General features: G+C 63.0%; 15 protein-coding genes and 1 pseudogene. 9 read left to right on the top strand and 7 right to left on the bottom strand.

Features of this window, described 5'->3' with window-relative positions:
• Positions 1–136 precede the first annotated feature (136 nt).
• The 3 genes from IGS68_RS33730 to IGS68_RS33720 all read left to right on the top strand — a co-directional run bounded on the left by IGS68_RS33730 (position 137) and on the right by IGS68_RS33720 (position 2,521).
• Positions 137–1,777 (top strand): ISL3 family transposase, encoded by a 1,641-nt coding sequence (locus tag IGS68_RS33730; protein WP_371822010.1) that lies wholly within the window; start codon positions 137–139, stop codon positions 1,775–1,777.
• A gap of 289 nt (positions 1,778–2,066) precedes the next feature.
• Positions 2,067–2,267, top strand: coding sequence for a hypothetical protein (locus IGS68_RS33725; RefSeq protein WP_201083753.1), 201 nt, complete (start codon positions 2,067–2,069; stop codon positions 2,265–2,267).
• A complete protein-coding gene (locus IGS68_RS33720) occupies positions 2,234–2,521 on the top strand; it encodes a hypothetical protein (protein ID WP_201083752.1) in 288 nt (95 codons plus the stop codon). Before IGS68_RS33725 ends, IGS68_RS33720 begins: the two co-directional genes overlap by 34 nt.
• A 124-nt stretch (positions 2,522–2,645) precedes the next feature.
• On the opposite strand, the gene gatA is transcribed toward IGS68_RS33720, so the two are convergent.
• The 4 genes and pseudogenes from gatA to IGS68_RS33700 all read right to left on the bottom strand — a co-directional run bounded on the left by gatA (position 2,646) and on the right by IGS68_RS33700 (position 6,656).
• Positions 2,646–4,079 carry an Asp-tRNA(Asn)/Glu-tRNA(Gln) amidotransferase subunit GatA gene (gene gatA / locus IGS68_RS33715; protein ID WP_201083751.1) on the bottom strand — a complete coding sequence of 478 codons (1,434 nt, stop codon included), beginning with the start codon at positions 4,077–4,079 and terminating at the stop codon, positions 2,646–2,648.
• Positions 4,080–4,331: 252 nt separating this feature from the next.
• A pseudogene (locus IGS68_RS33710) lies at positions 4,332–4,668 on the bottom strand (transposase); the annotation flags it as partial.
• A gap of 576 nt (positions 4,669–5,244) precedes the next feature.
• On the bottom strand, positions 5,245–6,273 hold the full coding sequence (locus IGS68_RS33705) for an IS110 family RNA-guided transposase (RefSeq protein WP_201083750.1): 1,029 nt from the start codon (positions 6,271–6,273) through the stop codon (positions 5,245–5,247).
• 206 nt (positions 6,274–6,479) lie between these two features.
• Positions 6,480–6,656 (bottom strand): hypothetical protein, encoded by a 177-nt coding sequence (locus tag IGS68_RS33700; RefSeq protein WP_201083749.1) that lies wholly within the window; start codon positions 6,654–6,656, stop codon positions 6,480–6,482.
• A 709-nt stretch (positions 6,657–7,365) separates the two neighbouring features.
• On the opposite strand from IGS68_RS33700, the gene IGS68_RS33695 reads away from it, so the two are divergent.
• The 3 genes from IGS68_RS33695 to IGS68_RS33685 all read left to right on the top strand — a co-directional run bounded on the left by IGS68_RS33695 (position 7,366) and on the right by IGS68_RS33685 (position 10,985).
• Positions 7,366–8,655 carry an IS4 family transposase gene (locus tag IGS68_RS33695; RefSeq protein ID WP_201083770.1) on the top strand — a complete coding sequence of 430 codons (1,290 nt, stop codon included), beginning with the start codon at positions 7,366–7,368 and terminating at the stop codon, positions 8,653–8,655.
• A gap of 292 nt (positions 8,656–8,947) precedes the next feature.
• Positions 8,948–9,829: a hypothetical protein gene (locus IGS68_RS33690; RefSeq protein ID WP_201083748.1), complete on the top strand. Its 882-nt coding sequence runs from the start codon at positions 8,948–8,950 to the stop codon at positions 9,827–9,829.
• A 151-nt stretch (positions 9,830–9,980) separates the two neighbouring features.
• Entirely contained in the window at positions 9,981–10,985 is a 1,005-nt protein-coding gene (locus IGS68_RS33685) for a calcium-binding protein (protein ID WP_201083747.1), read from the top strand.
• Positions 10,986–12,389: 1,404 nt separating this feature from the next.
• Here the strand turns inward: IGS68_RS33685 and istB are convergent.
• Both istB and istA read right to left on the bottom strand, forming a co-directional pair.
• On the bottom strand, positions 12,390–13,133 hold the full coding sequence (gene istB / locus IGS68_RS33680) for an IS21-like element helper ATPase IstB (protein WP_201083744.1): 744 nt from the start codon (positions 13,131–13,133) through the stop codon (positions 12,390–12,392).
• A gap of 10 nt (positions 13,134–13,143) precedes the next feature.
• On the bottom strand, positions 13,144–14,661 hold the full coding sequence (gene istA, locus IGS68_RS33675; RefSeq protein WP_201083741.1) for an IS21 family transposase: 1,518 nt from the start codon (positions 14,659–14,661) through the stop codon (positions 13,144–13,146).
• 149 nt (positions 14,662–14,810) lie between these two features.
• On the opposite strand from istA, the gene IGS68_RS33670 reads away from it, so the two are divergent.
• The 3 genes from IGS68_RS33670 to IGS68_RS33660 all read left to right on the top strand — a co-directional run bounded on the left by IGS68_RS33670 (position 14,811) and on the right by IGS68_RS33660 (position 18,572).
• Entirely contained in the window at positions 14,811–15,698 is an 888-nt protein-coding gene (locus IGS68_RS33670; protein WP_201083739.1) for a DNA/RNA non-specific endonuclease, read from the top strand.
• Between the two features lie 10 nt (positions 15,699–15,708).
• The gene (locus tag IGS68_RS33665) at positions 15,709–15,966 is read left to right on the top strand and encodes a hypothetical protein (protein WP_201083736.1); all 258 of its coding nucleotides are present in this window, start codon (positions 15,709–15,711) and stop codon (positions 15,964–15,966) included.
• Positions 15,967–16,247: 281 nt separating this feature from the next.
• A complete protein-coding gene (locus IGS68_RS33660) occupies positions 16,248–18,572 on the top strand; it encodes a 2OG-Fe(II) oxygenase (RefSeq protein ID WP_201083734.1) in 2,325 nt (774 codons plus the stop codon).
• Between the two features lie 723 nt (positions 18,573–19,295).
• On the opposite strand, the gene tnpC is transcribed toward IGS68_RS33660, so the two are convergent.
• Positions 19,296–20,846, bottom strand: a complete 1,551-nt coding sequence (tnpC, locus tag IGS68_RS33655) for an IS66 family transposase (protein ID WP_201083732.1) — start codon at positions 20,844–20,846, stop codon at positions 19,296–19,298.
• Positions 20,847–20,891 lie beyond the last annotated feature (45 nt).

Below are 20,891 nucleotides of genomic sequence, written 5' to 3'. Positions count from 1 at the left end.
ATCTGGGTTCTTCCAAGTTTAGTGTGACCAACCGGAGGTAGATCCATTCTCGGAAAGCAGTCCGAAACGAAGCCCGGTGTCGACGGCAAGTGGGATTGCCATATGAGAGACATCCTCCACCATCCTGAGTTCGTGCTTGCACATTTCTCTGCATTCAATCGGTTTTCCTGACACTCTTGAGGTCCTTGAACAAATCGATCATGGCTTTTGCCGGATCACGTTGCGGGCGCAGCCAACAGCAAAGTCCGCTCCCTGCACCGCATGCGGAACTCCGTCGCGGCGGGTTCACGGCTTCTACTGGCGCAGCCTCGGCGACGTCGCCTGCTTCGGCCGCCCGATACTTCTGCTCATCCGGATCCGTCGCTTCCGCTGCACCATTCCCGAATGTCCACGGCGAACCTTCGCCGAGACCCTGCCCGGCGTTGCCTGCCCACGGGCGCGCCAGACGGACCGTCTGCGCTCTGTGCATCGGGCAATCGGCCTGGCACTGGGCGGCAACCCCGGCGCCCGCCACGCCGCCACCCTGGGCGTGCCGATCAGCCGCTCGACGTTGCTGCACCGTGTCTGTTCCAGTGATGCCGACCCGATCCCACCGGTCAGGGTGTTCGGCGTCGATGATTGGGCATGGCGCAAAGGCCAGAGCTACGGCACGATCCTGTGCGATCTCGAGCGTCGCCGGGTGATCGACCTGCTGCCCGACCGCAATGCCGACACGCTGGCGGCGTGGCTGAGGGAGCATCCTACTGTCTCGGCCGTTGTCCGCGACCGCGCCGGCGCCTATGCCGACGGCGCCAGCCGGGCCGCGCCGAATGCCACTCAGATCCTGGACCGCTGGCATCTGCTGCGTAATGGCAGCGACGCTCTGCGGAACCTTCTCGATCAGCATCACCGCGACCTGCGCGAGGCCGCGCGGGCGGCAACATTACCGGCGGGTCCGACAGCAATCGCGGATGTTCCGAAGCCGGCTTCACCAGCGGAGCGACCGATGCGTACAACCGAGCGGCGATCGCGAGTGGCGCAGGAACGCCGCGATGCCCGCTTCGCTGAAGTCGTCCGTCTGCGCCAGCAGGGTCTGTCGCTGAAAGCGATCGCCCGGACGATCGGCATCGAACGCAGGACGGTACGTCGTTGGCTGAAAGCCGGTCATGCCCCGACATGGCGCCATGCCGATCGCGGTACCAGCATCCTCGATCCGTACAAAGCCTGGCTGGAAGAACGCTGGCAGAGCGGTTGCACCAACGCTGCAGCACTCTGGCGGGAACTCCGGGACCGAGGCTTTCCCGGGCAGTACACGGTTGTACGGGATTGGGCGACACAGCGCCGACGCCAGGATCCACCTGCCGAACCAAAGCAAGGCTCCGGTAAACCGGCTTTGGACATGACCTCGGAGCCGCCGACACCGCGCCGGGCGGTTCGCCTTCTGACCAGCGAACCCGACAAACTCGGCGATGACGACCGCCGGTTCGTCACGGCGCTGCTGGAGCGCTCGCCCACCATCGCCACCGCCGTCGAACTCACCCGCCGCTTTACAACGATGGTGAAGGAGCAGGTGGCCAGCACCCTCGATTGCTGGCTGCAGCAGGCGGAAACCAGTGCTCTGGCATCATTCGCAGCAGGCTTGCGCCGTGACGAGGACGCGCTCCGCGCCGCGTTGACTGAGCCCTGGAGCAATGGACAGGTCGAGGGTCAGGTCAACAGGCTCAAGGTCATCAAGCGCGAAATGTACGGACGCGCCGGGTTCGAGCTCCTGCGCTGCAGGGTGCTCGCGCATGCTTGACGCGAATGTTGTCTTGAATGGACACGCCTTGGTCATTCACACAAAACTTGGAAGAACCCAACTTTGTACGCCGAATAACAATCTATGCCTCCGCTCAGGATCTGGCGCGAGACCTGACGGAACCCCGTTGACGGTCCCCCGCCCCGCTCGCTGACGCAGCCCGAGCTGCCCCACGGTTTCCGTTGCTCTCACATCCATACGTCCAGCAACCGCCGAGGAGATCGAGAAGGGAGCACTCCCGTCCAGAGAGCCCATATGATAAGCTGAGCTGTCAGCAATGGAGAACGCCATGACCAGAGAGCACACGATCCAGGGCAATCTCAATGCTCCAAAGCCCGTGATAAGCGGCACCGCCACCGTCACGTTTGAAGAGAACATGGCTGAGGCACGCAAGAACATCGAGGACACTCATCGCATCCTCAAAGAGAGCGAACCTAACGCGAAGGTGATTGAGGAATGGCTGAACCGCCGGCGCCAAGAACAGGTATAGGCTCAGGCTTCTGGGCGACCATCCTGGCGCCTTTCGTCAAGAGCGTGGAAATCTACCAGCTCCTGAAACGGACCGACGACATTGCAGCCGATGTCCGTAAGCAGACCGCTGAGCTAAAAGCCCTAAGCGAGCGCATGGCAACACTGGAAGGAGCCTTCGCCGAGTTCACCAGAGACATCGACCGCATGGACCGCAACATAGACGCCAAAGTGGAGCTTGCGGTCATTAAGACCATGCAGAACAACAAGAGATAAACTTAACTATCATGCTATGCCATCTCTTTCATTTCCTTTTTACTTGGAACTAAAGTCTAGTATTTTATTCCAGTAGGCGAGAGTAATCAATGACTTGCGGCAATCTGCTGTAGAGAGTAGTTTTTTACACTAACGCTTCGCCTACCCTGATCACCGTTCCCTCCTCGAACGGCTTCCCCACCACCTGCAATCCCAGCGGCAGCCCCTCCGCCGAAGTCCCAGCCGGCACCGACATGGCTGGCAGGCCGGCCAAGTTTACCGTAATCGTGTAGACATCGATCAGGTACATGGCCACTGGATCGTCCATCAGTTCCCCGACCGGGAAAGCCGGGATTGGAGAGGTTGGGTATAGCAGGGCATCGACCGACCCGAACACCGTGTCGAAGTCCCGCTTGATCAGCATGCGGACTTGCTGCGCCTTGCGATAATAGGCATCGTAGTAGCCGGCCGACAGCGTGAAGGTGCCCAGCAGGATGCGGCGCTTCACTTCCTCGCCGAAGCCTTCCGCTCGAGTGTTCTCGATCATCTCGGCCAGCGAGTCACCATCGACCCGCAGACCATATCGCACGCCGTCGAAGCGCGAAAGATTGGACGAGGCTTCGGCCATGGCGATGATGTAATAGGCCGGCAGGGCATAGCGTGACATCGGCAGGGACACCTCCACCACGTCGGCTCCCTGATCGCGCAGCATGGCGGCACCATGTTCCCACAGGGCCACCACATCGTCGCGCAGGCCGTCCAAGCGGTATTCCTTGGGAATCCCAATTCGCATTCCTTTGACCGGCTGACCGGCGAACAACTCAAAATCGGGCACGGACTGGTTGACCGAGGTCGAATCCTTTTCGTCCGGACCGGCTATTGCGTTCAGCAGGATCGCCGCATCCCGAACCGTGCGGGCAATGGGGCCGGCTTGATCAAGTGAGGAGGCGTAGGCGATCAGTCCCCAGCGCGAGCAGCGCCCGTAAGTGGGCTTCAAACCAACCACGCCACAGAAGCTTGCCGGCTGGCGCACTGAGCCTCCTGTATCGGAGCCGAGTGCCGCCAGTGCTGAACGTGCCGCGACCGCTGAGGCAGAGCCGCCCGAAGAGCCGCCGGGTACGCGATGGCGTGGGTCGTTCTGCGCCTTGAGCGGATTCCTGGTCGGCCCGAAATGGCTGGTCATGGTGGACGAACCCATGGCAAACTCATCCATGTTGGTCTTGCCCAGCAGCACCGCACCGGCATCCCAGACTTTCCGTGTGACAGTCGACTCGTAGCACGGCACGAAATTGTTCAGGATGTGACTCCCGGCCGTGGTCGGCACCCCCTCTGTGCAGTAATTGTCCTTCACCGCCAGCGGCAGCCCTTCAAGCGGGCGCGCGGTCCCAGCCCTCAGTTTCTGATCAGATCCCGCGGCATCGGCCAGCGCCCGCTCTGGCGTTTCCGTGATGAAGGCGTTCAGGTCGCGCGTCTGGGCCATGCGGTCCAGAAACGCCTGAGTCAACTCGACAGCGGTGAAATCGGCCTTGCGGAGCCCCGCACGAGCCTCCGCGAGAGTCAGGTCGGTCAGAGTCGTCATGGCGAGCACCTACAATCTGATCGAGCAGAATTCCCGCATTTGAGATCAATTAGCCGCGGACTTCAATGCTCCCGCTATGTCATGGCGGGACTGCCGAGTGATTGGGGGTGCGGCGGTAGGCAGGGTTAGGCAGTACGGCAAGGGCCTGACTCACCCCAACCCGGTCGAAACGACTGCATTTCAAGACCGCCTGGAGCGGATCACGTGGCGACTGTGACATGGTGGCGCGGGGCTGCGCTGGCAGTTCCAGGCTCTGAGCCCGCCGGCTGAGGGTCGAGAAGTCCGGCACCGGCAGGTCGAGGCCGAGCAGCTGGAGGATCGAGCAGATCAATCCTTCTGTCTGGCGCAGCGCCAGGTGGAACACAGCGCCGAGCGTCAGAGCTGTCGTGATCGCCAGATCCTAGTAATGCGGCTGACCGCCCGGCGTGGTGCACGGTGCGGCTTTCCAAGCCGCGATCGCTTCTTCTGTGAACCACACCGTCAGACTGCCCCGCTGCCGCAGCGCCTCGTTATACGTTGACCAATTCGTTACGCGTCGCTTCGGCCGCGGAATATGGTGGCGACGGTCGGCGTTGTATTTGTGCGGCATGAAGGCAAGACCCGGAGCATCGAAACAGGCCGCTCCTTACGCCATCCCGCCCATCCGTGCAACATCTATGGACGTTCCCCGCCTTGCAAGCGCTTTTTGCAACGTTGCGACCTGGAGAGTCGGTTGCCGCCATCTATTCGGCCTGTTGACGCAGCCCCGTAGGCTACTGGCCCTGATGAGATGCGCGGATCGACACCCAATCACGCTGTCGAGCTCTGCCGCTCGCTGTTGCACACGGGTTTGGCCGATCCCGGTCCGACCTGTCATGTCATCACGTCGTCAATCGCCCTCGCAAACCGAAGGAGAGCCTGATGTACCGCCTTCGGCGCCGGAACGGCTGCCAAGCCTGCGGCACTGTCTCATTCCGTTCTTTCTCCTGATGCCAACCTCTTTGTTCGATCGGCGGGACCACCTCTTCGCCCCGACCTGTCTTTTCCAAGAGCGCCGCGCACAGCGGACGGCAAGGCTGGCCCGCCAGGGCCACCGCCGGAGGCGGCTTGGCCTTGCCGGAGCGAGCACGGCGCTATTCTGCTGCTGGTCGGGATTGCGAGCTGGGGTGCTTGGGTCATCATCGCTTCACCCCTGTGCCAGCTCGGCCGCCGCGTCAGGCTTGCGGTAGTCCTCCCCGCGCGCCATCACCGCCCAGGCGATGCTCGCCAGCTTGTTGGCCAACGCCACCACCGCGACGTTGACGGGGCGGCGCTTCAGCAGCCCGGCAAGCCAGGGCGAAGTCCTGCCGTGCCAGCGCATCACCGCCCGCGCGCCATGCACCAGCAGCCGGCGAAGATAACCGTCGCCTGCCTTGGAGATGCCGCCCAGGCGCTCCCTGCCGCCACTCGAGTTCTGGCGCGGCACCAGGCCGAGCCAGGCCGCCAGATGACGGCCGGACTCGAAGACCGTGGCGTCGCCGACCGTCGCCGTCAGAGCGGTCGCCGTGATCGGCCCGATCCCCGGGATCGTGGTCAGCCGCTGGCACACCTTGTCCTCCCGGGCCTGCCTGGCCAACCGGGCGTCGAGTTCCTCGACACGGCGTTCCGTGTCGCGCAGCTGGTCAACCAGACCCTGAAGAGCGCTCCGGGCCAGAGCGGGAACCCGGGTATCCTCCAGGTCGGTGACCACGGCGGTCAGCTGCTCGACCTTGCCGGCGCCCTGCGGTGCAACGATGCCGAACTCGGCGAGGTGGGCGCGCAGCGCGTTGATCAGCTGCGTCTTCTGAGCAACCAGCGTCTCGCGCACCCGATGGATCGCCAGGGTGCTCTGCTGCTCCTCGCTCTTGATCGCCACGAACCGCATGCTCGGCCGCTGCACCGCTTCGCAGATCGCTTCAGCGTCGGCCCGGTCGTTCTTCTGACGCTTCACATAAGGCTTTACGTACTGCGGCGCCATCAGGCGCACCGTGTGGCCGAGCCGGGCGATCTCTCTCGCCCAAAAGTGCGACCCGGCACACGCCTCCATCCCAACCACGCATGGCGCCAGGTTGGCGAAGAACGCCAGCACCGCGTCCCGGCGCAGACGCTTCGTCACAACAACCTTGCCCTGGGCATCAACGCCGTGAACCTGAAACACCGACTTCGCCAGATCGAGACCGATGAACGCCGCCGACATCGCACAATCTCCCTGATGAAAAAACGTCCTATCCGTCAAATGGCGCTGCCGCGCCGGAACTGGGGGACGTCCATCTCATCACGCTGCCAAGCGCAAGACCAACTTCATCTTCATTCCCCAGCCGCTGAAACGTACGGCCAGTCATAGCTTGCTTACCACTACTCCCCCATTCCTATGATAGTTTCCTCACCGTCACGCCACAGCAATCATGCCTTATCGTAACCAGCCTTGCGTCCCTCATTGCCTTTAGTCTTGTTGTCCTGCGACTCGCGTTCCTGCTGAATGCGGTTACGCTCGTGGGCTCCAGTTCCGGTCGGTTGTTCATTTCCATGTGTTGGTTGGCCTAGAGGATCGACCTCTTCGATATATTTTCCTTTGGCCATTTTGAAGCTCCGTGGTTTGCTACAGCGGCCCGTCTACCTTTTTCAGGTGATTGAACCGTCTCCGCCTCCAACAGGCCCAAGGTTATCCCGTCACGACCGTCCTTACAGATTCCATGACGGTGTGGGCGGTAGCCGGTTTGGTAAAATACGGGAGGATTTAACGGACTAATGTTGAATTTTAGGCAAGCGTAAGGACTTCGCCGGATTGGATTGGCAGCCTGTAAATCTCCGGGGGAGCGTCGAGACATTGGGGGAGCCAGTGGGAGTCCTACCTCGGCGCAACGCCGGACCTGGGCTTCAAAGGGCCGATTTTAGCTGTCACCCCAATGTCTCGACACTCCCATAGAAGACGCCGCGCGGCGAGTGGTTTTCTCACCTTCTTCCGTGGGAAGCCCGCATTGGGTGCGGATTATCGTGCTGCAACTTTGGCGGCAAAGCGTGTGACCGGCGTCCTGACGTGCAGGCGCCCATTGAGCCAAGTGACAATCCTCAACCCAAAGCGTCCTGTTCAGCGGCGTGCTCATTACCTGTCGTGGCGTTTCACGAGATCACCCCACATTCAATGTTATCAAGTTAGAGAGCACTGAAGGATCTATTGAACGGAACAGGAAAATGGGCAAAGTTATCCCAAGTTAATCCACATCACGAGAGGCTGATATGTGCGAGAAGCAAGGTAGTGATCCGGACATGATCGGGGGAAACCCTCAGTATCCAGTGTAGCCTTATTCAGTCTTTACGTGATCTCATCAACGATCCTGACTTCGTTGCCCGGCACCGACGCTCCAAAACGGACTTTACCCGCTACCGCACCCTGTCGTTCCCCATCATGGTCGTGTTCCTGCTCAACCTGATCAAGGGTGCGCTCCAGCGCGAGCTGGATCAGTTCTTTCAGGTTCTGAGCCCGGGCGATGTCGCCGAGCGTGTCGTCACAAAAAGCGCGTTCTGCGCCGCCCGGCAGAAGCTCAAGTCGTCCGCGTTCATCGAGCTCAACCGCCATCTCGTCCAGCGCTGGTACCACGATGCTCCGGTTCGGCGGTGGCGCGGTTTCGATCTGCGGGCCATCGACGGATCAACGGTGCGCCTGCCCGACACGCCCGAGGTGATCGCCCAGTTCGGCCAGATGTTTCCTGCCCACAGTGATCCCGCCACTCTGGCGCGGATCTCCCAGGTCTACGACCCGCTCAACGGCCTCATCCTCGATGCCATTATCGCTCCCTACCAGCAGGACGAGCGCACGCTTCTGATCGAGCACCTTGCAGCCCTCGAGGCGGGCAGCCTGCTGCTGCTCGACTGCGGCTATCCGGCGTTCTGGGTGTTCGCCGCCCTCCAGGCACGCAAACTCAGCTGGTGCGCCCGCGTCGCGCCCGACACCTGGTCGGTGGTCGGTGACTTCCTGGCGGCCGGGCGCAACGACGCGGTGGTCACGCTCCACCCTCACGCCGAAGCTCAGGCGGCCTGCCGGTCGCGCGGTTTTCCCACCACCGTAATCCCGGTGCGCCTGATCCGCGTCCTGCTGCCCACCGGCGAGGTTGAGATCGTGATGACCTCGCTGCTCGACCGCGACGACTATCCGGCCGAGGAGTTCGCCACCCTCTACCATCTGCGCTGGGCCCAGGAGGAGAATTACAAATGCTTCAAGTGCCGGGTTGAAGTGGAGAACTGGAGCGGTAAATCACCCCTGACGATCCGCCAGGATTTCCACGCCAAAGTCTTCACGCTGAACCTGACGGTGGTGCTGACCCGCACCGCCCAGCAGCAGGTGGACGAGCACCACCGCGGCGACAGCCATCCCAAGCAGGTCAATCTCACCCATGCCCTCTGCGCCATGAAAGGGACACTGGTCCGTCTGTTGATCCGATCTGATCCTCTGGACCTGCTGCGCGCCTTGATCGACGTCTTTGCCCGTACCATCGAGCCGGTTCGCCCGAGACGGCTGTATCCAAGACGCAAAGGACCGCGCCTTCACGGCTATCACATGACCTACAAGCCATGCTCGTAGGAAATGTAAACCACCGCAGCCACTTCGTTTAGCCGTGTACAACCAAAGGACCGGTGCCGGCTAACTTGATGACATTGGGTGTCGATTGGCCATCCCACTGCCGCTCGACACCCGAGCTCGACCAGCTGCGGGCCCATCTGTCGGCGCTCATGCCCTACCGGATCGCCGCCGGCCTGCTTGAACATCTCCTGCCGGTTGATGCCGGGATCCACCCGAGACCGTGCGCCGGGGCACTTTACGGGTCGGCGAGCAGCTGCGTGACGTAGTCCCAGCCGAGCCGGCAGCTCCAGCGGTGGCGATCACCGTGACCCTGGATTCCACCTTCGTCCGGAGCTGTGAGGACGGTCAGCGCCATCTCGAAGTCCGCCTCGGCAACGTCGAGGCATCCAATGGAGCCCGTCAGGTTTTCGCCGCGGTCGCCAAGACCGACACGCCGATCGAGGAGCTGATCCGGCGCGGTCTCAGGGAAGTCGGCCAGACCGCCGACACCGGGATCACGGCGTTCACTGACGGCTGTTCCGGGCTGCGCTCTATCCTGGTCAAGGCCGGCGTTACCAAGCGGCCGTATCTCGACTGGTTCCACATCGCCATGCGATTGCAGCACGCCGAGACGACAGCCAGCACCCTGTCGTCCGAGACACCGGAGCAGGTCAAAGCAAAGGCGGTGATCGTGGCGGAAGTCGAGCGCCTGCGCTGGCGGATCTGGAACGGCAAGGTCAAGGATGCCACGGTCACAATCGAACGCATCCGTGCGGTCATGCCGGTTTTTCAGGGTGAGCCAGGCTGCCGGAAAAAGGATCCGCCGTCACGCCGGCTCTGGACGGCACTGCGCGAGATCGATCGCTATCTTTCCAGCCAGAGCGCCTGGCTGGTCAACTACGCCGAGCGTCATCGTGCCGGGCTTCGCGTCGGCACCGCGCTGACCGAAGGCACCGCCAACTTCCTGGTCAACCGCCGCATGAACAAATCCCAGCAGATGCGCTGGTCCCGCCATGGTGCCGATCTCCTGCTCCAAGTCCGCTGTGCCGTCCTCAACGGCAAGTTCGGTCCCGGCGTTGGACAGCTGTTCGACGCCGGGACCGGCTCCGAAACGGCTACAGCGGCTTGCCCCCCAATCTCGCGGCAGTCCCGCGGCCAAGGCGGCACGGCGCTGACTGAAGCTATCCAAGCATGAACACCAGGGTTTTACGGGTCGGTTCAGTTCAGTAATGCACCGCAGCATTATCTATTTCGATTATATCGCTTTGAGATTATGTCAGGTAGGATATTCAGATATAGATTGTTGAACGAGTGACTTGACGTAAGTCTGAGTGGGAGCAGGTGTAATGGCAACTATCAACGGCACGGCCTTACGCGATCTTCTCAACGGTACATCCCTGTCCGACACCATCAACGGGCTGGGAGGCGACGACACTCTCAACGGGTTGGGAGGAAACGACGGTCTTTACGGCGGTCTCGGCAACGACAAGCTGTTCGGTGGCACCGGCGTCGATGCCCTTTTCGGCAACGAGGGTGCGGATCAGCTCTACGGCGAGGCGGGCAACGACTGGCTGCAGGGCGGCGCCGGAAACGACTTCATCAATGGCGGTTCGGGCGATGACCAGCTGCGCGGTGATGATGGCGACGATGTTCTGAACGGTGCGGGTGGGCAGAATGATCTGCGCGGAGGTGCTGGCAACGATACGCTGATACACTCGAACCTAGCGGCCCTCACCTTCACAACCGGCATCACCTTCTACGATGGCGGGAGTGGCCGCGACACGCTGCAGATCGACTACAGCACCGTTTTCACGCCAGGGCCGGAGGAGCCTTATCCCTGGTTCGAGCTGACGATCGAGTCCGACGGGAGTGGTACGATGATGTACCGGGATGATCCGGTGGAAGGAGGCGGCTTTACACTCGGCCGCGTCGCGGGCATCGAGGAGTTCAAAGCCTCTCCCGCGACCTCGCACCTGAACGTGCTCGCCCGCACGGATGTCACGGTTGTCGGCGGCAACGGGGAGGACCAGCTGGAGGGCCGGGCAGGCAACCAGGACTTCACCGGCGGAGGCGGCGCCGATCAGTATCAGTTTTATTGGCGCCCGGGTTTCGTGCCCAATCATGACGTCATTCACGGGTTCAGCGTCGCCGAAGGGGACATCATCGAGTTCAACAGCCAGCGTGAAACGGATCTCGGTACCGTTCCCCCTCCGCTTGAGCTGACAAGCGAGGAGATTGGCGGCCACACCATCTACACCTCGGTCGAAATCGCGACGGGCCAGGTGGTTCACACGCTCGACGTCGATGCGGTCGGACTGCCGCCGCCGGCTGAGTGGTACTATCTGGGCTGAATCTGTCACCAGAAGGAGGAAAGCGGGCGCAGCAAGAAGATCCGTGCGCTTCGACCATGTTTGCCGGCATTGTCACGTTAACTTGGATTGGACGTGCGAAGACGTTGAAGGACGGTAAGTCGACTTTTTATGCGGCCTTCCGGACGCACGTCTCCTGCTTGTGGATAGCCATTGACGCTTAGGCCACGAGCTGAGACGGCTCAAACTGTTGAATTTCCGAGGGAAAAGAGCTTCCAAGATGGTCCTCTACCGGCGCCGACGGAGGGCCAACTCATGAAGCGAACTTCCAAGTTAATCAACACGGTAGATGTATTACGGTCATGGCTTCAGCTTAGACGCCGATCCACACGTGAGTCGATCCTAGTCGATCTCAGGCAAGCGTGCCGGGAAGGTGATCGCCAATCCTGACCGGGCAATCCAGGAACAGCAACGCCAGGACCGGTATCCGGGGCCGCAGTCGTCCCTCTCTGAGCGGAACCGTGATCAGCAGAGACGCGACCAAGAGAGATTTGAGGAAACTTTGAAGGCGCCAGTAGCAGCTACCCAGTGACCTGGGGCGGCGCTGAGAGCCGGGTGCCCCAGGGACGGCATTCGCCCTCGGACAACGCCGTGTGCCACTGGACCGGCAGGTTTTTCGGCGACGGACTTTCGAGGAACCGGTGATGTCCTCGCCTTTCAGATGGCGTTCGCGCCCCGCAAATCCATGAGCAATTCCCTGACATAGGTGTCTCTCGCCATCAGATGGAATGCCCGCCGAACATCTTCGAGGTTTTGTTCTGTCAGCCAGAGGTATAAGAGGATGTTGATGTGAATTTATCATTCAATTAGCGCAATTTCTTGACCCGTTATGGATGAATATATGGGCGGCTAATACTACGAACCCGAGATTTCCTGATCATGCTGCCATGATTTACATGTTTTTCTCAGATATGCTGACCGAAAGACTACATCTTGTTCATGTATCATGTCTTCCATTTTCTTCAATGAGCTTCTACTCGACAATGTACGACCACGTTTGCTGCACACATACATGTATGCACAACCGATCTGCAGATCGATAAACCTCAACTCAACATCCTCTAATCCCGCCAACAGGCTTGTTCTGGTAACCGCATGCTGAAGCGCCTCGTCATCGTCGCCGTTCTCGCGTTGTGCCCGACTGTCTGTGTATTCCGATGAAGTCGGCCACTAATTCCAACCGGAAGCCGGCCCTTGTTCCGACGCGATGTCGGCCATCGTTCCGATCCGAAGCCGGCCACCTTACCGATCTGATGTCGGCCAGGTCTGGATGCTGACAGGTCGATTGTGCTCATCTCACGGGACACAGGTTCGGTCAAGTTTTTGTCGAGCCTGGGTTGCACCGTCTGCCCGGCCCCCCGCGGGGGGCCGGGCAGACGGTGGCGGTCACTTTTGCTCGACTTCGGCTTTGTGTTTGCGCAGGGAATCCCCGCTCAGTTCGATCCTGTAGGCATTGTGAACGATGCGATCCAGGATCGCATCGCCCAGGGTGGGATTTCCAATGATCGCGTGCCAGTTGGACGCGGGAACTTGACTGGTGATCAGCAACGACTTCCTGCCGTAGCGCTCTTCGACGATCTCCAGCAGGTCACGGCGCTGGTCCGCTCCCAAAGGCTCCGGTCCCCAATCGTCAAGGATCATCAGATCAGCCTTGCCATAGCTGCGCAGCAGCCGGGTGTAGCGACCGTCACCACGTCCCAGCGCCAGGTCGGCGAACAGCCGCGAGGCCCGCACGTAGAGCACCGACAGGTTCTCCCGGCAGGCCTGGTTGCCGAGCGCGCAGGCCAGCCAGGTTTTGCCCACTCCGCAGGGCCCGGTGAGGATCAGGTTGCGGTGCTCGCGAACCCATCCGCAGGCTCCCAGCTTCAGGAACAGAGCCTTGTCCAGGCCGCGCGCCGCCCGGTAATCGACATCCTCGATCACCGCCTGATGACGCAACCGGGCGCGCCGGGCCCGGTTCTCGTAGAGCTTCTGATTGCGCCTCGTCACCTCGTGCTCGAGCAGGACGCCGAGCCATTCGGCATGATCCAGCGTGGCCGCCGCGGGATTGGCCGCCAGTTCCCTGAAGCCTCTGGCACAGCCTTCCAGTCCGAGGTCGTGCAGCAGGTCCAGGGTCGGGTGTGTCAACATGATCAGGACCTCAATGGAAGTAGCGTGAGCCGCGGATGTTGGCGTGCACCAGGGGCGCCGCCTCGGCCGTCGGGGCCGCCGGCTGGCGGTCCAGGTTGTTCTCCAGGATCGAAGCGATGCTCCGGCCGCCCAGCGCCCCGATCGCCAGCGCCCGCGCGCTGACCGCCTCGGCCCGCTCCCCGTTGGCGCCCCGGAACAGCTTAAGCACGCCCTGGCAGCTCCGGTAGCCCTGCTCGGGATGACGCCGGTCCGCCAGGATCGCGGCGATCAGAGCCTCGGTCGAGGGACCGAACTGCCGTGCCCGGCTGAGGAAGTGCTCGGCACTCCACTCGGCATAATGGCGGTGGTCCGCCGGCATGTGATCGCTCAGCGTGGCCGTGCCCGATGCAGCGCGCGGATGAGCCGCAACCCGCCGACCTGCCCGGAACACTTCGACCGTGCGTGCACCCAGCCGCACCTCGACCTCCTGACGGATCAGCGCGTACGGCACCGAGTAGGCGGCACCCGCGACTTCGACGTGATAGTCCAGCCCAACCCGAACCCGCAGCCATTCGGCATACTCGTAAGGCACCTCGGGGAGCGGGTTCAGAGCCGGCCGGTCGAGCTGCTCGAACAGCTCGCGGCGGCTTACGCCCAGCCGTCGCAACGGCTTGGCATTGAGCTGCTCCAAGGCAGCAGCAATCGCCCGGTTGCACTCCTCCAGTGAGAAGAAAGTCTGTCGCCGCAGCCGGCCCAGCAGCCACAGCTGAACGACGCGGACGCCGGCTTCGACCTTGGCTTTGTCCTTCGGCTTCAGCGGCCGTGCCGGCAGAATGCCGGTTCCGTAATGCTCCGACATCCGGCCATAGCTCCGGTTCAGTTCCGGATCAAAGAAGTTCGCCCGATGAACACCGGACTTCAGATTGTCCGGAATGACCAGCCGCGGCACCCCGCCGAAGAAACCGAACATGCGGGTGTGGGCGCCAATCCAATCCGGCAGCGTCTGGGTCCAGGTTGCCTCGGCATAGGTGTAGCTCGACGCTCCCAGAACGCCGACGAAGATCTCCGCCGGCCGTACGGTTCCCGAGGCCGGGTCGATCACCTCCAGCCGCTTGCCCGAGAAATCCACGAAGACCTTGTCGCCCGCGACATGGTGTTGGCGCATGGTCGGCGACAATCGGCGCTCGAACTCGCGGAACAGGTCGCAGAACCGGCTGTAGCCGTATCCACCGGGCTCGCCCTCGCGGTATTCCTCCCACAGCGTCATCAGCGTCACGCCGGGCCGCTTCAGTTCGCGCGCAACCATCGCCCAGTCCGGCTCGACCCGGCGCCGGAAGCCTGGCCGGCAGCCCGACCGGGGAAACAGCAGCTGCTCCAGTACTTCGTCGGTTACGTCGTCGGGCAGTGGCCAGGACAGTCCGGCAGCCTCGACCCGCGCCAGGTAATCCTGGATCGTGCTGCGGGCAACGCCGATCCGGCACGCGAGCGTGCGGTCGCTCAGTCGGGCGCCGCCGTGCTTCAGGCGCAGCAGAGCTCTCAATTGTCGCATCGTCAGCCTCTTCTTCGCTGGCATCGACCACCCCCAGGTTCACAACTGGTGAGAGTAGATGCAGGTTGAGTACTGACCTGTCAGCGGTCTTGCCCGGCCTCCTCCGGAAGGTTGATTACCGTCGCCGAAGTGGCCGACTTCATCTCGGAATGATGGCCGGCTTCATTCCGGAACAGTGGCCGACTTCGCGTCGGAATCCATGGCCGACTTCAATCGGATTCATCACGACTGTCGGCGTCAGGACCGTTTCGCTCGCGGCCTCGACCGAATGCCGGCAGTTCTTCCCGCACGGCAACGCACCGGATCTAGTCAACCCAAAGCTCCTGCCCAAGACCCGGGCGATCTGCTACGCGGCCTTCGCCGTGCTGCACTCCGGCATCACGCGCACCCCGCTCTGGGCGGCCGAGCACCTGACGCCGAACGGGCTCGACGCGGCTGTGGCTACCGAGCGCCGGGACACCTTCCACGAGGAGTCCCGGCTGCCGCCCGACGAGCGCGCCAACCTCGATGATTACGCGCGCTCGGGCTTCGACCGCGGTCACCTTGCGCCAGCGGCCGATATGCCTGATGAACAGGCACAGCACGAGAGCTTTTCCTTGGCCAACATGATCCCGCAGGATCCGCAGAGTAACCGGGGCCTGTGGTCGGGCATCGAGTCTGCCATGCGTGGTCTCGCCCGCCGATCGGGAGAACTGTATGTCGTCAGCGGCCCGGTCTTCCAGGGCGCGACCCTGCAGCGCCTGCGCGGGCGGGTGCTGGTGCCGACCCACATCTTCAAGGCCGTCTACCACCCCAAACGCAACCAGGCGGCCGCTTATCTCGTGGAGAATGGCGATAGCGATCAGTGGCGGAGCGTGTCGATCGCCGAACTTCAGCAGATCACCGGGATCGATCCGTTCCCAGGGCTCGCACGGTCGATCAAGGATCACGCGATGGCTCTGCCGGACCCGAAGCTGCCGGGCAGGCGCCCAAAGCACACCGAGAGCCCCTGGAGCGTGGACACGATCCTGGACAGACTGATGCAGTTTATGCGTTGAGGATACCATCATGAACAAGACCATCTTGCCCTTCGCAAACGAAAGCGAGTCCCTTGGAATCGGTGACCTGACAATCGATAACAGGACGGACCGAGTTTCGATCTACGGGAGCATCGATCTCACCCGCGATAAGGGTGGACTGGAGCATGCCCGGATCCTGAAGGCAGTGCTCGATAAGGTGGTTCAAGCCCTCGAAACTGAGAGGAACCTGCCGGATAAGATTGCGCCACCTGATATGCCGGATGAGGTGGCAAACCCGTTTCAATAGAGTGGAGTTCGGATCCGGGCTAAACGTCTCGGAGGTGCCGATAACATCAGACGTTCCTCGTCGGCAGGGCGGCATTTGCCCCGGTTGATCGTGTACCGAGGAATGGTGTCGAGCGCCAAACCTTGATCGGGTTCACGGATGATGAGGGAGCCACGGCTGTTCCCAAGCCAAAGCCGTGCTCGCACCGGATGAGACCAAACCAGTCATTCATCGTCCCGACCTCTCGACTTGCTCCGGCCATTGATCCAGAATGCCGTCCGAGTCGCCACCTCGGAGGTTCCATGTCCTCCCTTGTCCTTGAGCTTGCCGCAGTCCTGGGAACCATTCGCCGGCCCGGCGACTTTTTCGCCTCGGGCACAGCTGAGCTGCTGGCGCCCATGATGGAGGTGGTGGGCGTCGGTCCGATCGCCCTGCCGCTGCTGCCGGTCCAGGCTGAACAGCTCATCGCCGTGGCCGAGCGTGCGCCCTATGGGCGCGGCGAGGAAACCTTGGTCGACCCGGCGGTGCGGCGGACTTGGCAGATCGATGCCGGGCGGGTCCATATCGGCGGCAGGCATTGGCCGCGAACGCTGGAGCGGATCGTCTCAAGCGCGGCCGAGGGGCTGGGAGTGGACGGGCCGGTCGAGGCGGAGCTTTACAAGCTGCTGATCTATGCCGAAGGCGATTTCTTCGTCCGTCATCGCGACACCGAGAAGGCTCCGAGCATGTTCGCCACGCTGGTGATCGTCCTGCCCTCGGTCCCGGCTTCGACCGGCGGTGAACTGATCGTACGCCACAAGGGACGGGAGGTGCGGCTTGATCTGCGCTCGGAGGAGCCGTCGGAGGTGCGCTACGCCGCCTTCTACGCCGACTGCGTCCACGAGTTGACCCCAGTTACCCAAGGTCACCGACTGACGCTGGTCTACAATCTCACGCGCCCAGGCCCGGTACCATTACCCGAACCACCCGACTACAACCGTGAAACCGCTCGTACGGCGATCCTTCTCAAGGACTGGGCGGAGGCCGCCGGCGAACTCGAGGACGACATACTGGACGAAGACAGTCTAGTGGACGATAGGCCCGAGAAGCTCATCTACCCGCTGGAACATGCCTATACTCCCGCCGAATTGGGATTCGGGGCGCTGAAGGGCGCCGATGCCGCAGTGGCCGGGGTGCTCGCCGCCGCTGCGCGGCGGGCTGACTTCGCCCTGCATCTGGCGCTGGTGTCCATTAAGGAGAGCGGGATCGCCGAATACACCGGAGACGGCGGATCGTACCGCTCCCGCTGGTCAGAGCCGGAACTGGAGGCGCTGGAGGTCAACGACCGCCGTGCGGTTCTCACCGAATGGCGTCGGCCGAATGGGGGCACCGCTTCGCTGGCGGACATCCCCTTCGGCGATGACGAGTTGTTGCCACCCGATGCCTTCGACGGGCTGGAGCCGGACGAGGAGCATTTCCACGAGGCCACCGGCAACGAAGGGGCATCCTTCGAGCGCACCTACCGTCGGGCAGCGCTGGTGCTGTGGCCGAACGCACATTTCTTGGCGGTTCTGAATCAGGCGGGTCTGTCGGTTACCCTGCCGTATCTGGAAGATCTGACAAGGCGCTGGGAGGACGCTGACGGTGTGCAATCGTCTCCGCTGTGGGAACAGGGGCACGAACTGGCCGGTCACATCATTGGGAACTGGGCGGAGCGGCAAGGCGGCCATGATGACCCCCCCGGCCCTGCCACTCGTTTGCTGACTGCGCTGACGCGGTTTGCTGACACGGAAAGCATCGCGGCATTCCTGGATCGTCTAGCCGAAGACGGTGGGTTTGCCAAGGGCGACACCGGCGCCATGGTCGAGGCGGCTGGCCTTCTGGCGCCTGAACAGGCCGCCACGCTGATCGAGCGGATCATCCGCGCAAAGGCGTCGTCATCGCTGGAAGCGTGCGCGGCACTGCTGGCCCGCGCCGCGACCTGGCCGCTCAGCGGCCGTACCAGCCTTGCGGGAGCGGCCGAGGCTCTGCTCGCAGCCCTTCCAGGCGATCCGACCCAAATGGAGTCACAACATCCCTGGTGGAACCGGCCTCGGCCCCCGTCGGCCGGCCTCGTGGCCGATGTCGTGATCGCGCTGGGAGGGGTCGACGAGTCACTGGCGATGCGTGCGGTCGACCACATGCTGGCTTGGTCAAAGTCATACGATCAGGACGGTGTGCTCATTCCCGCTCTCGTGAATCTCGTCGGCACGAGATCCGCAAAAAGCCTGCCGCCCATGAGCCTGCCGGCTGTGGAGCAACTGCGCGCCGCCGCGTTGGACCACCTGCGTGCCCGTATTGCTGAACCGCTTGAGGCGCCGAAGGACTGGCGGCGGAACAGCCAGCTTCCCTGTTCGTGCCCCGACTGCCGCGACCTTGCCCAGTTCCTCGACGATCCCGCACAAAAAACGTGGACCCTGAAAGCGGCTGAGGCGCGGCGCGGACATGTCGAGGCAGTGATTCGTCAGGCGGGCTGTGATCTGGATGTCGCCACCGACCGCACGGGTCGCCCCTACACCCTTGTTTGTACCAAGAACCAGGCGAGCTATGAGCGGCGGGTCAGACAGCGTCAGCGAGATCTGGAAACCGTGGCGCGGCTGGAAGCTTGAGCCGGCGGCTTGCTCGCTACGGACCGCTGCTCAGATCGCCACCGGCGGCAGAGGCAAATCCCAGTGAAACCCCAGTGATTTCGCGCCTCCCCAATTGGGCCGGCCATTCTGAGGTGGACCCCATGGCTGAGACCGCCTCGATAGCGGGCTAAATGAGAATCCCGCAGGGCGCGGGACTGCCGGGTGTCCCCTGCCCTGCTGCCGGAAAGCCAGGCGCGGCGCGAGAACGCCTATTCGCTGTGGTAATCGACCACGCGGGTCAGCAGCGATGTCGACGCTGAGAGCAGGAACACGCCCAAACCGCGGTCCCGGCGCCGGGATGATACTGAAACACCCGCCCCCTACCCGCCCGAGGACGCAGCGGAGGAAATCACCCGAACTCGAACCCGATGGTAGTCAGGAGTAAATGGCAATAGCCCCCAAACTTACCTACCTGACGGCACCCTGCCCCTCTTGCTGCTCATAACCCAACGGGCGTTGGCAGGTTGATGGAGAAGCGATCGCGGTTGTACGCTTTCCGAGGCTGATGGAGCCCCTTGCCCTGGTATCACGACGGACAACGGCGGCAGCGCCATACCACTGTCACCCCTTCCTGCCTTTCACCGCAGAGTAGTTGAGTAAACCAGCGACGAAGGCACCTATTCAAGCGCCCCCACGCGGGTAGATTCCTGGTAATTGGCAGCGGGAGGTTTGCCGATGGGTATAGACCCCGGCGCGAGCGGATCAGGCGGCGGCAGCGGCGTGAGGGGCGATGTTCATGCGTCCCGGATCGGCGGAACTGCCGGCGTCGGGCGGCCGCCAGTTGAACGGCAGCAAGGTATCGAGCGCCTGGATCCTGGTCCGTCCGACCCGGCCGATGACGTCGGTCAGGTAGGCTTCCGGGTTGATCCCGTTCAAGCGGCAGGTTTCCACCAGGCTGTAGATCACGGCGGCGACTTTGCCGGCAGCATCCGAGCCGATCACGTTCCAATTTTTCCTGCCGACGGCTATCCCGCGCAGTGCCCGCTCGGCCGTCAGGTTGTCGATCTCCAGCGTGCCGTCGGTGGCGTAGCGGACCAGGGCATCCCACTGGGCATTCATGTAGCCGAGCGCCTTGGCCAGTTCGCTGCGCGGCGCCACCTGGCTCAGCCGCTCGGTCAGCCAGGCCCGCAGAGCATCGAGCAGCGGCACCGCCTCGCTTTGGCGCACCGCCAGGCGTTCCGCAGGCGGCAACCCGTAGATCCGCCGTTCGATGCGGTACAACGCGGCAATCTGCTTCACGCCCTCGGCAGCAACCGGCGAGCCCTTGGCGCGCACCAGATCGACCAGCTTGCGCCGGGCGTGGCCGAGGCAGCCGGCCTCGACCATAGCGCCGCCCCGGTACAGGTGATCGAAGCCGGAGAAGGCGTCGGCCTGCAGCGTGCCCTTGAAGCCGGCCAGGTGCTGAGCCGGATGCTTGCCGGCCCGTCCGGCGGAGAAGCGGAACACCGCGATCGAGGGCTCGCTGCCACCGCGCGGCCGGGTGTCGTCGGCATAGACCCAGAAGCGGCCGTCGTGAGTGCCGGACCGGCCCGGATTGAGCACGGTCACCGGCGTGTCGTCTGCATGGATCTTGGTCCGCCGGAGCAGCAGCTCGAGCAGGCGGTCGGCAACCGGCGCCAGATCGCGCGCGGCCGCCTCAACCCAGCCGTACAGCGTGGTGGTGGCGAGCAGCACGCCGAGCCGGGCGTAGTGCGCCGCCTGCCGGTGCAGCGGCATGTGGTTGAGGTACTTGGCGATGACGACCTGGGCGATCGTACCGGCGGTGGGCAGGCCACGCTCGATCGGTCGATCGTCGGGCGCCGGCGCCTGGGCCAGCTCGCCGCACGCCCTGCAGGCAAACTTGGGCCGGAGCGTGACGTGAACCTCGGCATGGGCCGGCACGAGGTGGAGCTGCCTGCTCTCATCCTGGCCGATCCGGGCCATCTCCCGGCTGCAGCACGGGCACTGCGTGCTGGCGGGCGGGATCTCCCGGATCACCCGCGGCAGAGTGTCGGGCAGAGGACGCCGACCCCCGCGACCTCGCCGGCGCCGTCCGATCGTGTCCTCGCCTGAAGGGGCCGCCTCGCCCGGATCGGTCGGCGCAGGTGCTGGCGTATCGAGCAGGCTGAGCTGGTCCGGGCTCATCTTCTCAGAGGACCGGCCGAAGATCCTGTGGCGCAGAACCGCCAGGAACGTCTCCAGCCGTTCGTTCTCGCGCGTCAGCACCACGACCCGACGTTCCAGCGCCGCGATCCGCTGGAGCGGATCATCCATCCCATTCGTGTTGGTTGGATTGCTGTCGTGTCGGGCATTATCCAT

The sequence above is a fragment of the Skermanella sp. TT6 genome, assembly GCF_016653635.2.
GTDB classification, from domain to species: domain Bacteria; phylum Pseudomonadota; class Alphaproteobacteria; order Azospirillales; family Azospirillaceae; genus Skermanella; species Skermanella cutis.
The sequence above is the reverse complement of the archived record's forward strand: the minus strand, read 5'-3'. Positions and strand labels throughout refer to the sequence as shown.

Coding starts and splice junctions, on each gene's coding strand:
- IGS68_RS33665 (WP_201083736.1), top strand. CDS start 15,709: ATGAACAAGACCATCTTGCCCTTCGCAAACGAAAGCGAGTCCCTTGGA.
- IGS68_RS33685 (WP_201083747.1), top strand. CDS start 9,981: ATGGCAACTATCAACGGCACGGCCTTACGCGATCTTCTCAACGGTACA.
- istB (WP_201083744.1), bottom strand. CDS start 13,133: ATGTTGACACACCCGACCCTGGACCTGCTGCACGACCTCGGACTGGAA.
- tnpC (WP_201083732.1), bottom strand. CDS start 20,846: ATGGATGATCCGCTCCAGCGGATCGCGGCGCTGGAACGTCGGGTCGTG.
- IGS68_RS33660 (WP_201083734.1), top strand. CDS start 16,248: ATGTCCTCCCTTGTCCTTGAGCTTGCCGCAGTCCTGGGAACCATTCGC.
- IGS68_RS33700 (WP_201083749.1), bottom strand. CDS start 6,656: ATGGCCAAAGGAAAATATATCGAAGAGGTCGATCCTCTAGGCCAACCA.
- gatA (WP_201083751.1), bottom strand. CDS start 4,079: ATGACGACTCTGACCGACCTGACTCTCGCGGAGGCTCGTGCGGGGCTC.
- IGS68_RS33670 (WP_201083739.1), top strand. CDS start 14,811: ATGATGGCCGGCTTCATTCCGGAACAGTGGCCGACTTCGCGTCGGAAT.
- IGS68_RS33720 (WP_201083752.1), top strand. CDS start 2,234: ATGGCTGAACCGCCGGCGCCAAGAACAGGTATAGGCTCAGGCTTCTGG.
- IGS68_RS33705 (WP_201083750.1), bottom strand. CDS start 6,273: ATGTCGGCGGCGTTCATCGGTCTCGATCTGGCGAAGTCGGTGTTTCAG.
- IGS68_RS33725 (WP_201083753.1), top strand. CDS start 2,067: ATGACCAGAGAGCACACGATCCAGGGCAATCTCAATGCTCCAAAGCCC.
- istA (WP_201083741.1), bottom strand. CDS start 14,661: ATGCGACAATTGAGAGCTCTGCTGCGCCTGAAGCACGGCGGCGCCCGA.